At 63.7% G+C, this 10,348-nt stretch carries 9 protein-coding genes; 1 reads left to right on the top strand and 8 read right to left on the bottom strand.

The genetic code is table 11. From position 1 onward, the window contains the following. Window positions 1-654: 654 nt before the first annotated feature. From greB to EB809_RS19825, 6 genes are read right to left on the bottom strand one after another with little or no spacing between them, the layout of a single operon-like run. A complete protein-coding gene (gene greB / locus EB809_RS19850; protein WP_123636592.1) occupies window positions 655-1,137 on the bottom strand; it encodes a transcription elongation factor GreB in 483 nt (160 codons plus the stop codon). 47 nt (window positions 1,138-1,184) lie between these two features. Beyond that, complete coding sequence (locus EB809_RS19845; RefSeq protein ID WP_123636591.1) at window positions 1,185-2,471, bottom strand: sensor histidine kinase; 1,287 nt, start codon at window positions 2,469-2,471, stop codon at window positions 1,185-1,187. Beyond that, complete coding sequence (locus EB809_RS19840; RefSeq protein ID WP_123636590.1) at window positions 2,449-3,141, bottom strand: response regulator transcription factor; 693 nt, start codon at window positions 3,139-3,141, stop codon at window positions 2,449-2,451. Before EB809_RS19840 ends, EB809_RS19845 begins: the two co-directional genes overlap by 23 nt. Beyond that, window positions 3,141-6,287 (bottom strand): efflux RND transporter permease subunit, encoded by a 3,147-nt coding sequence (locus EB809_RS19835; protein WP_123636589.1) that lies wholly within the window; start codon window positions 6,285-6,287, stop codon window positions 3,141-3,143. The genes EB809_RS19840 and EB809_RS19835 overlap by 1 nt, the downstream gene beginning before the upstream one ends. Beyond that, window positions 6,280-7,452, bottom strand: a complete 1,173-nt coding sequence (locus EB809_RS19830; protein ID WP_123636588.1) for an efflux RND transporter periplasmic adaptor subunit — start codon at window positions 7,450-7,452, stop codon at window positions 6,280-6,282. The genes EB809_RS19835 and EB809_RS19830 overlap by 8 nt, the downstream gene beginning before the upstream one ends. Further along, entirely contained in the window at window positions 7,449-8,810 is a 1,362-nt protein-coding gene (locus tag EB809_RS19825; RefSeq protein WP_223808054.1) for a TolC family protein, read from the bottom strand. Before EB809_RS19825 ends, EB809_RS19830 begins: the two co-directional genes overlap by 4 nt. A 238-nt stretch (window positions 8,811-9,048) precedes the next feature. Between EB809_RS19825 and EB809_RS19820 the strand changes: the two genes are divergently transcribed. Further along, window positions 9,049-9,501, top strand: coding sequence for a hypothetical protein (locus tag EB809_RS19820; RefSeq protein WP_223808053.1), 453 nt, complete (start codon window positions 9,049-9,051; stop codon window positions 9,499-9,501). A gap of 12 nt (window positions 9,502-9,513) precedes the next feature. Here the strand turns inward: EB809_RS19820 and EB809_RS19815 are convergent, their stop codons facing one another. Both EB809_RS19815 and EB809_RS19810 read right to left on the bottom strand, forming a co-directional pair. Further along, the gene (locus tag EB809_RS19815; RefSeq protein ID WP_123636587.1) at window positions 9,514-9,822 is read right to left on the bottom strand and encodes a site-specific integrase; all 309 of its coding nucleotides are present in this window, start codon (window positions 9,820-9,822) and stop codon (window positions 9,514-9,516) included. 146 nt (window positions 9,823-9,968) lie between these two features. Continuing rightward, window positions 9,969-10,235 (bottom strand): acyl-CoA-binding protein, encoded by a 267-nt coding sequence (locus EB809_RS19810; protein WP_123636586.1) that lies wholly within the window; start codon window positions 10,233-10,235, stop codon window positions 9,969-9,971. Window positions 10,236-10,348 lie beyond the last annotated feature (113 nt).

Here is a 10,348-nt window from a genome sequence, read left to right as displayed (position 1 = left end):
CACTTCGACCGGTTAGGCGTGCCGCGTCTCTCGTAAACCTCAACTTCTCGAACCGCCCGGTGCGGACCCGCTTGCCGGGTGGTGTGGGAGGGGCGGAGCCAGAAGGCTCCCCCCTATCCCGATATGTTCGGGGAAAAGGTTTGAGGCGTGCGCTGCTGATGGAATATAAAAGGCAGCCTGGCGGCTGCTCCGAAGCTGAAGACGGTGTTGCAATCGCTTTGGGGCCGTAGGTTGGGCTGACGCAGGAAGCCCAACAACACGTGGGCTCCGAACGTTCCTAATCGCAGACATGCCTGTAGCAAGGGGTCCCAAAGCCGGCTTGGCGACGATTGAATTGGCCGCAAACCTGGCTTGTTGGGCTTCCTGCGTCAGCCCAACCTACATGGCTGTTGACGCCCACGATTCGGAATGTCACCTCGATGAGTCCCTAAACCCAGGCGACCTCCCCAAAGGCCAGATCGAAACCAATGGATGCCATCACTGGAGTCGAGGACAGGACCGTAGGTTGGGCTGACGCAGGAAGCCCAACAACACGTGGGCTCCGAACGTTCCTATAATCGCAGACATGCCTTCAGCAAGGGGCCCCAAAACCGGCTTGGCATCCATTGGTTTCAGACTCGAAGGCGGTTTTTTATAAGGAAGCGAGCCCCTCAATCACTCCACATCCCGCACATACTCGATCTCCGTGATCACCCAGTACGCCGGCCCCTTCGGCGTGCGCACCTCCACCTCGTCGTCCACCTCTTTCTTGAGAAGAGCGCGAGCCATGGGCGTGTCGATGGAGATGTAGTCCTTGCGGTCGAAGATCTCGTCGTAGCCGACGATGCGGAAGCGGCGGGTCTCGCCGTCTTCGTTCTCGACGCTGACCCAGGCGCCGAAGAACACCCGGCCTTCCTGTTCCGGCGCATAGTCGACGACGTTCAGCTCGGCCAGTGACCGGCGCAGGTAGCGCACCCGGCGGTCGATTTCCCGCAGCAGTTTCTTGTTGTACTGGTAGTCGGCGTTTTCGCTGCGATCCCCCAGACTGGCGGCCCACTGCACCTTGCGGGTGATCTCGGGCCGGTGCTCGCGCCAGAGGTAATCCAGTTCTTTCTGCAGGGCGTTGAAGCCTTCGCGGGTGATCAGTTTTGCGCGCATACCCTCTCGCATCCCGGAGCTGTGACGATGCGCTCCAGTCTACCAGATCAGCCCGTGCCGACAGCGCCCAGCCGCAGGGTGACCCGGTGACCGCCCGGTGCCGGGTCGTTCCGGTAGGACCAGCCCAGGCGCTCCGTGAGTTGCGCCGTCAGCTGCAGTCCCAGGCCGAAACCGAGATCGTCGTTGGCGTCCTCGTCGCTGGCCTGGTGGTTGTCGATGTGCACCGTGTCGCCCTGCTGGCGGATACTGACCTCGCCGGCCCAGGTGTGCTGGAAAGCGTTGCGGATCAGGTTGCCGATGACCACCCGGGCCGCCACGTGCGGCAGATCGAGAGCGGTAGGCTCGGTCTCCACCGTCAGCGTTACGTCCTTGTCCCGCAGCAGGTAACGGTGTTCGCTCACCAGTTCGCGGATCAGGGTGTCCAGGGACAGGGTGCGGGTCGGCAGATTCTCCGGCTCGTCCCGACTCAGCCACAGCAGCGTCTCGGTCAGGTGCTTCATGGTCAGGCTGGCGCGGTCGACCCGGTCGATGATCGGGCCCAGGGGCGAGTCGCTGGCTGGCCCTTTCTCGGGCGGCAGTGAACGGATCAGCTCCACGTTGTTGCGGATCACGCTGATGGGCGTGCGCAGTTCATGGCTGGTGTGGCGCAAGAAGCGGTGCTCCCGTTCCAGATTCTCTTCCAGGGACGACAGGCTGGAGCGGACCAGGCCGGCGAGCTCGTTGAGTTCCGGATACCGAAAGTCCGGGACCGGTTCGCGCAGGGTGTCGGTATTGAGGTCGTGTGCCCACTGCCCCAGCCGGCTCAGGGGTTTGGAGACACTTCTAAGCACCAGCCAGAGGATCAGGACCAGTGCCAGTGCCGAACCGATGCTGATGGTCAGCAGGCTGTTCAGGTTGTCGTGAATGATGGTGCCCACCAGATCGGAAACGGATTTCCGGGAAATCTCATGGGTAATGAACAGATCGCCGTCGGCCTCGGGAAAGCGCATGGCGAAATAGAGTCGGCCGTGCTGCTTGCCCTTGATGCGCTCCACGCGGGCCTTGAGCAACGTGCGCGCCGGTTCGGGAGGCTGGCCGAACGCCGACTGGACGGCGGAGGGCTGTTCGGCCCAGCGCCGGGTGATGGTGAATCCTTCGATTTCAGGTCGTGTCAGGCCCTGCTTTGCTTCGGTCTCGTAGCGCTGGACCGCGTGTTCCATGGATCCCACCAGGAAACTGTCCATCCCCAGCATGAAGTAGTGCGCCGCCAGCATGGAATAGCCCGCCACCAGCAGGACGCCCAGAGCCAGGAAAATCGCCGCCAACTGCCATTTAAGCCGGATTTTCCGGATCATCACCGCCCTCCCGGATCATGAAGCCGCGCCCGGCAACCGTATGGATCAGTGGCGTTGCATGGCCGTGATCCACCGTCTTGCGCAGGTGATGCATGTGCACCTTGAGGCTGTTACTGTCCGGCGGCTCGTCGCCCCAGACGGCCTCTTCCAGTGCCTGGCGAGTGACCACCGACGGCGCGGCGCGCAGCAGGGTTTCCAGCAGGCGCCAGCCGGTGGGCGACAGCTTGAGGGGCTGTCCGCAACGGGTCGCCTGTTGGGCGGTCAGATCCATCTCCAGATCCCCGCAGCGCAGGCGCTGCACCTGACCGCTGCGGCGATGGGCGAGGGCGCGGATGCGGACCAGCAGTTCCTGCAATTCGAACGGCTTGACCAGGTAGTCGTCGGTGCCGGACTCGAAACCTTCCACCTTGTCCGCCAACTGGTCCCGGGCGGTGAGCATCAGGATGCTGGTGTCGTCCCCGCTGCGGCGTACTTCGCGGCAGACCGACAGCCCGTCCATGCGAGGGAGGTTCAGGTCCAGCAGGATCACGTCGTAGCGGTTGTCGCGGATCAGTTGGAGGCCGGACGCGCCATTGCTGGCGTGGTCGCAGCGGATTTGCTGAATCTCCAGGTACTGGACGATGGTCATCGCCAGGTCCTGATCGTCCTCCACCAAAAGTACGCTGAGCATTATGCCGGGGCCTCGTCCGTCGGTTGCCGGTTGCCGAACCAGCCTGCGATCCGCTCCTGCAGGTCCGTCTGGATGCGCAGCAGGACCGGGATCAGGATCAGGGTGATGAATGTCGCGAACAGGATACCGTACGCCAGCGACACCGCGGCCGGAATCAGGAACTGCGCCTGGCGCGAGGTTTCCCCCAGCAGAGGCATCAGCCCGGCAAAGGTGGTGGCCGAGGTCAGCAGCACTGCCCGCATCCGGCTGGTGGCCGACTCGACAATCGCCTCTTTGCGATCCATCCCTTCCCGTCTCAGGTCATTGTAGCGTGACACCAGCAGCAGGCTGTCATTCACCACCACGCCGCTGAGCGCGATGATGCCGTTGAGGGACAGGATGCCCAGTGACAGGTCGTTGATCCAATGGCCCAGCAGCGCGCCGACGATGCCGAACGGAATCGCCGTCATGATCAGCAGCGGCTGGACGTAGGATTTCAGTGGAATCGCCAGCAGCATGTAAATCACCAGCATGGCCACCAGGAACACTTCCGTCATGGACGATTGGGTTTCCTGCTGCTGCTCCGCCTCACCGGCGAAGTAGACATCGACCCCGGGGTACTGGCTCTTGATCTCCGGCACCACATCGCGCTTCAGCAGGGCGACCAGCTCGGTGGAGGAGAGTGCGTCCTTATTCACGTCGGCCGTCAGGTACACCGCCCGTTTGCCGTCGATGCGGGTGATGGTGTCGCGGGTATAGCCCAATGACACCTTCGCGACGCTGGACAGCGCCAGCACCGTGCCGTCCGGCGCCCGCACATTGGACTGCAGGACGTTGGTGATGGACTGGCGGTCGGCGGCCGGGAAGCGCACCTTCACCTCGATCTCGTCGTTGTTGCGCTGGTAGCGCTGGACCACCTGGCCCTGGAAACCCTGCATCACCTGCTGGGCCAGATCGTCCGTGGTCATGCCCAGCGCCCGGCCCTGGGGCGTGAGCGACAGGCGTAGCTGCGGCTGGCCGGGCTGCATGTTGTCCTCGATGCCGCTGACCGCGGGAATGTCCGCCAGTTTGGTGCGGAACAGGGCGCCGGCCCGGGTCAGCAGACTGTCGTCGTTGGCGCGCAGCTCCACCCGCAGGGCATCGACGCTGTTGCGGTGGCTCTGGATGCTCAGCGTGCGCACACCTTCCGGGTTGCCGGCCAGGGTGGTCCATTCCCGGGTGAACTGCTTGAGATCGTAGGGCGCGTCGGCGATCAGTTTGACCGTCACCTTGCCGGACTGGTCGCCGGAGGAGGTCACCTGAACGTGTTCCAGGGCGCTGTCACCCTCATTGTGGCGCAGCTCCCGATCCGCCTGGTACGCGGAGTCCTCCAGTTCGGTCAGGGCCTGGTGGGTCAGCCCGTAGCTGGCGTCGTTGTACAGCGTGATCTGGGCCCGGGCGGTATCGCCGGAAATGTCCGGGAAAAAGCTCATGCGGATGGTGCCGTCGAACGGCATCGCCATCACCAGGATCAGTACCGCCATGAACAGCACCACGGTGGTGTAGCGGAATGTGAGGGCGAGCCGGATCAGCGGCCGGTAGAACCGCTCGGTGAAGAGGGTGAGGCCACCGGAAGCGGCGCCCTGGATGCCGCCCCAGATGCGCGCTGGCAAGGCCTTCGACGGCTCGCCCCGGGTTTTCAGGTGGGCCAGGTGAGCGGGCAGGATCAGCTTGGATTCGATGATCGACAGTACCAGGCACAGGCTGACCACGGCCGCGAATTGCGCATACAGCTTGCCCAGCCCGCCCTGGATCTGCGACAGCGCAAAGAACGCCACCACGGTCGTGAACACACCGAACAGGGTCGGCACCGCGACGCGCAGGGTGCCTTTGATGGTATTGCGCAGGGTATCCCCCTCGGCCTGCCGCACCGAGTAGACGCTTTCCCCGACCACCACGGCGTCGTCCACTACGATCCCCAGGGCCATGATGAAACCGAAGGTGGTGAATTCGTTGAGCGTGAGCCCGAGGAAGCTGTCGCCCATGAAGTAGAGGGTGCCGAAGAACACGAACGGCAGGCCCATGGCCACCCAGAAGGCGACCCGCAGGTTGAGGAACAGCGCCAGCAGGCCGAACACCAGCGCGATGCCGAACAGGGCGTTGTCGATCAGCAGCTGCAGCCGCTCGTTGATGGAGGTGCTGCGATCGTACCAGGTGGCGAGTTTGACGCTCTCCGGCAGCTTGCCCTCGTCCCGCCATTGCTGGACCACGTCGCGCGCGCCGTTGACCGAGTCGGAGATATCGTCGGTGCCGGTGGTGATGATCTGCAGGGCGATGCTGTCCTGGCCATCGAAACGGGACAGGGTCGAGGTCGTGTCGTCGAACGTATCGCGGATCTGCGCCACGTCTCCCAGCAGGATGCGGTCGCCGCTGGCGGTGGTGATCAATGGAATGTTGGCGAAGTCTTCCTTGAGGTAGGCCTGCTCGGACGCCTTGAGCTGGAGGTACAGGTCCTTGTCACGCAACACGGCGGTCATGGCGCTGCTGGACCCTGAATTGACCGCATCTTCCACGTCGGACAGGGTCAGCCCGTAAGCCTGCAGATGGCCTTCGTCGATCTCGATGGCCATCATCGGGTCCAGCCAGCCGGAGATGGACACCCGGCTGACGTTGTTGTTGGCGAGCAGGTCGCTCTTCAGACTGTCCGCGAGGTGCTGCAGGGTGCGCCGGCTGGCGTCGCCGTAGAGCTGGATCCAGAGGGCGTGCTCTTCCCGCTCGTCCTTGCTGATGACGGGTTTGTCGGCTTCCGACGGGAAGTTGTTGATGGCGTCCACCTTCGCCTTAACGTCCCGCAGCAGCGTATCCAGATCGTAGTCGGATGTTTTCTCCACCGTGACCGTGGTGCCGCTGGACGTGGACGAACTGGTGATCGAGTCGATGCCGGTGACGTCTTCCAGCGCGTCCTCGATCTTGATCGCCAGGCCTTCTTCGGACTGTTGCGCCGAGCCGCTGTTGTAGCTGACGGAGATGGACAGGCTGTCCGGCTCCATGCTCGGGAAGGCTTCTTTCTGCAGCGATCCCAGGGCGATGGCACCGAGGGCGATCACCAGCACCATCAACAGGTTGGCAGCAACCGGGTTGCGGGCGAACCAGGGGATGATGCCCCGGTCGAGCGACGGATCAGACATGGCTGTTCTCCTCGACCGGATTCACGGCCATGCCTTCGACGTAACTGCTGAGCGGCTGGCGCACCACCCGCGCCTTGTCGCCGGCCAGCGCTTTCGGCGGGACGATGTAGATGGACCCGTCGCTGGCGAATCGGGGTTCGGCCGCGAAGCTGGCCAGGGTGTTGTCGTCGGTGACGTACCAGATCTCGCCGCTTTGACTGAGTGCGGTGGCGGGCAGTTTCCACAGGCCGTCGACATCGCGGCCGGCCACGGTGGCCTGCAGGAAGGTGCCGGGCAACAGGGCCGGGGATTGATCGAACGGGGCATCGACGGCAATCACCAGTGAGCGCTGGCGGCTGGTGTCGTCCAGATGCTGGCGGGCGCGGATGACATGGCCGCTCCAGTGCTGGCCGGTTTCAAAGTTGGTCAGGGTGGCGGGCCACTGGCCGCCGGTCAGCAACGCCTGATCCGGCAGCTGTGCCCATTCCACGGCGGACAGGCTGACGCTGATCTCCACCCGGTCGGTGCTGACCAGGGTCGCCACTTCGGTGCCGGCCTGCACGTAGCTGCCCGGCGCCACGCTGCGATCGGTGATCAGCGCATCGAACGGCGCCACGATGCGGGTCTGGTTGAGGTTGTAGCGGGCGGTATCCACCGCCGCCTGGGCTTCAGCAACGGCGGCCTTTGCGGATGCCAGCTGTGGTTGGCGCAGCACCAGCGGGGAGTCGGGTTCCCCGGACAGGCCGGAGGCCTTCCATTCCGCCACCGCCTGCTCGCCCTGACGCTCTTCCTCCAGCAGGTCGACCCTGGCGCTGGCCAGGGTGCTCTGGGCGCTCGCGAGCGCTTCCCGGTAACTGCTGGCCTCCACTTCGGCCAGGAGATCGCCCTTGGCCACGCGGTTGCCCCCTTCGAAATCGCCGGTGATGTCGTCGATCTGGCCGGACACCTGGGCATTCAGGGTGAGCTGGTAATGGGCGCTGGCCGCGCCAAAGGCGGAGATCTGGGCGGCGTAGGTGCCCGGTTCCACCGATACCACGGAGACGTCTGCCCTCTGGACCGGCGTTTCCGGTTTGGTAAAGGGCCGGTCGGCGAAGGCCTGGGCCTGGTCGTGGATGTAGAAGATGACGCCCGCGACGACCACCAGGGCCGCGGTCAGGGGCAGGCTGCGGATGAGTTTGCGTTTCATGAATTCACTCCCAGTCCCAGTGCCAGTCCCAGGTCAATCCGGTTGGCCAGGCGTTGATAGATCAGATCGTCGAGTTGGGCCTTGAGGTCGTAGGTCTGCTGCTGCACCGAGAGCAGGTCGAGAATGTCCACCAGGCCGGCGCGGTAACTGGCGCGGTATTGCTTCAGGGTGCTTTCCTGGCGCGCGAGGGCATCGGCAATGTGCTGCTGGCGGCGGCTCAGGGACTGCTCCAGCCCGAGGTAGTCTTCCACTTCGTTGACCGCGTCCAGCAGGGTCTCGCGGTAGGCCTGGAACAGCTGCGCGCGCTCGTACTCGGCGGAATCGGCGGCGGCGCGCAATTCGCCACCCTGGAACAGCGGTGCGGTCAATTGCCCCAGCAGACTCCAGGCGGGATCGGTCAGCAGGGCCTGGGCCGGTGAATCCGCCACGTCTTTCAGGGCCGCTTCCAGGCTGATGCTGGGCAGTAGGTCCTTGTAGGCGGCGCTGACCCGGTAATCCTGCGCCTCGATGGCGTGGTAAGCCGCGATCAGGTCGGGTCGGCGTTGCAGCGTCTGGGTGGGCAGATCCGCCAATGGTGTGAGTACGGCGGGGTAGTCGCCGGGGACGTCACTGCCGGTGGACGGAATCTGGCCGAGCAGGGTCTTCAGGGCCCGCTCCTGCTGGGCCAGCGTTTCCCGATCGTTCTCCAGCGTGGCGCGGGCGCTGGCGGAGGAGCTGCGGGCACTGTCCAGGTCTTCCAGCGTGCCCAGGCCGTTCCGGTAGCGCTGTTTGATCAGGGTTTCGTTGTTTTCCAGGGTGGCCAGGCGTTCCTGCTGGATGCGGATGGCGTGTTTCTGGGCGATCAGCGCCAGCCAACGGCTCATCACGTCCGCCGCCAGGCTGTCGCGGGCCGATTGGTAGAGCGCGGCCTGTTCTTCCACGTCCTTGCCGGCGGCGGCAGTGCGGTCGGCGATCTTCTGCCACAGGTCGGCTTCCCAGCTGACCGTCAGCGAGCCCGTGTAGCTGGCGTCGCTACCTTCTTCATCGCTGGCAGAGAAGCCGGCTTCCAGGTCCGGCAGGCGATCGGCGCCGGTTTGTTTGAGCTCGGCTTCCCGGATGCGCAGGGTGAGCAGGGTCTGCTGCAGGCTCGGGTTGGCGGCCAGCGCCTGTTGGACCAGTTGATCGAGGGCGTCGGACTGGATCAGGTCGGTCAGCGTCGTAACGTTTTGGCCGTTCGTGGGCTGGGACCAGACCGGCACCTGTTCGACCAGCGTCTGGGTCTGTTCGGTGTAGTCGGGGTTGTCGCCGCGGATGGCGCAACCGGTCAGGGTGGTGGCCAGGATGATCGCCATCAGGCAAGGGTGTGTGGGGTGCGCCACGGTAACGGGACTCCTCGGGCTATCGGGCGGTTTCGGATAGGGTGAGCGTATCGAAGCGGGGGTTAACGCCGGGTTAAGGCGGGGTGTGATCGGCATCGGTGATAACCGTCACAAAACGGGCGAATAATTAAAACTGTTGCTTTAATTGGCGATAAACTGTCCAAATATTGTCGTCGTGACGCCATAGGAGACAGTCGCCACACGACCCCCAGTCAACATCGGTTCCAGGGATTTGGCCATGTTATCCGCCCGCTGTCACAAATTGCTTGCCCGCGCCTTCATGCTGTCGCTTCTTGTGACGGGCTTGGCCCATGCGCAGCAGGAAGGTGCCGACCAGCAGGCCCGCGAGGATTTTGGCTATGAGGAGCGGTCCACGGTCAAGACCATCCCGTTTGAATCGCTGGATTCCGAGACCCTGTCCAACACCGCCATCGAGGGCGGTCTGGCGGCCCCCGCCGCCGGTGTTCCGGCCCGGCCGGTCAGCAGTCCGGACGACGATTACTACCTGGATCCCCTGGCGCTGCAACCGCGCGACGACCGCACGGATCTGGGGCGCCACGAAATTCCTGCCGAAATCCGCTTCAGTGCGCCCAAGGAAGTCCCCGGGCAAACCTTCGGTAACAACTACGTGATCCGCCCGCCGGAAAACCGCACCTACGACAGCTTCAACACCAACGTTCAGGGGCGGTGATGCAACGCCGGGTCAGCTGGCGGCGGCACTGACGGCATTCTGTCCCACCACTTCCTCGTAGAAGAACGCCAGTGCCTGGCGAGCCTGGTTGAGGCGGGCCTGGGACACGCGCATGCGCTCCTGCAGATACCCCAGGAAAAGCTGTTGTTCACTCTCGCCCAGTTCGGCGGGATCGCGCAGATCGTGGAACAGCATGTACCGGGTGATCCAGTGCAGGTAGGTCTGCTCGGTGCGGAGGTTGAGTTTGTGGGTCTGGATGGCGCGACGAACGCGCGACAGCAGGCCGGACTGACTCTGGTCCAGCGCTTCAGTCATGCTCATGAAAGATTACTCGCAGTACGACGTGTGTTCTTGTTGTTAGAGTGCGCGCATTCTATGACAGGCGTTTGAAAGATTCACGTGCGGAAAGGCCAAAATGCGGGGAGCCAGCGCCACAAGGCCCTGTGACGCTGGCTATGTGACTGGAATCAGCCGTTTTTCAGGGATTCCAGACGATCAATATATTTTTGCATGGCCTGTTCGCTGGACATGCCCTTTACCTCTTCCCAGGCGTTGTACTTGGCGCGACCTACCACGTCCAGCATGCCGGGCTTCTTGCCGCTCACGTCACCTTCGGTGGCCTGCTTGTAGAGTGCGTAGAACTCCAGTTTGAGCTCGTTGGACGGCTTGAAGTCGCCCTCGGCGGTCTGGATGTAGTTCACGGCTTCGTCGAATTGTGTCTTCAGATCACTCATGCTTGTCCCTTGGTTTTCAAATGGCATACCGTTGAAGAACGAGTATAACCGCCCCGAATCGGCCCGTTCTATGGCCGTTTTGTTCCCCTCCAACGCCGGATGGGCTAATGTCG

Source organism: Marinobacter sp. R17 (assembly GCF_003789045.1).
GTDB lineage: Bacteria > Pseudomonadota > Gammaproteobacteria > Pseudomonadales > Oleiphilaceae > Marinobacter_A > Marinobacter_A mangrovi.
This window is presented reverse-complemented; position numbering and strand designations above follow the sequence as displayed.

Excerpts from the sequence above, each read along its gene's own strand:
- EB809_RS19810 (WP_123636586.1), bottom strand. The coding sequence starts at position 10,235 with ATGAGTGATCTGAAGACACAATTCGACGAAGCCGTGAACTACATCCAG.
- EB809_RS19840 (WP_123636590.1), bottom strand. The coding sequence starts at position 3,141 with ATGCTCAGCGTACTTTTGGTGGAGGACGATCAGGACCTGGCGATGACC.
- EB809_RS19815 (WP_123636587.1), bottom strand. The coding sequence starts at position 9,822 with ATGAGCATGACTGAAGCGCTGGACCAGAGTCAGTCCGGCCTGCTGTCG.
- greB (WP_123636592.1), bottom strand. The coding sequence starts at position 1,137 with ATGCGCGCAAAACTGATCACCCGCGAAGGCTTCAACGCCCTGCAGAAA.
- EB809_RS19830 (WP_123636588.1), bottom strand. The coding sequence starts at position 7,452 with ATGAAACGCAAACTCATCCGCAGCCTGCCCCTGACCGCGGCCCTGGTG.
- EB809_RS19845 (WP_123636591.1), bottom strand. The coding sequence starts at position 2,471 with ATGATCCGGAAAATCCGGCTTAAATGGCAGTTGGCGGCGATTTTCCTG.
- EB809_RS19835 (WP_123636589.1), bottom strand. The coding sequence starts at position 6,287 with ATGTCTGATCCGTCGCTCGACCGGGGCATCATCCCCTGGTTCGCCCGC.
- EB809_RS19820 (WP_223808053.1), top strand. The coding sequence starts at position 9,049 with ATGTTATCCGCCCGCTGTCACAAATTGCTTGCCCGCGCCTTCATGCTG.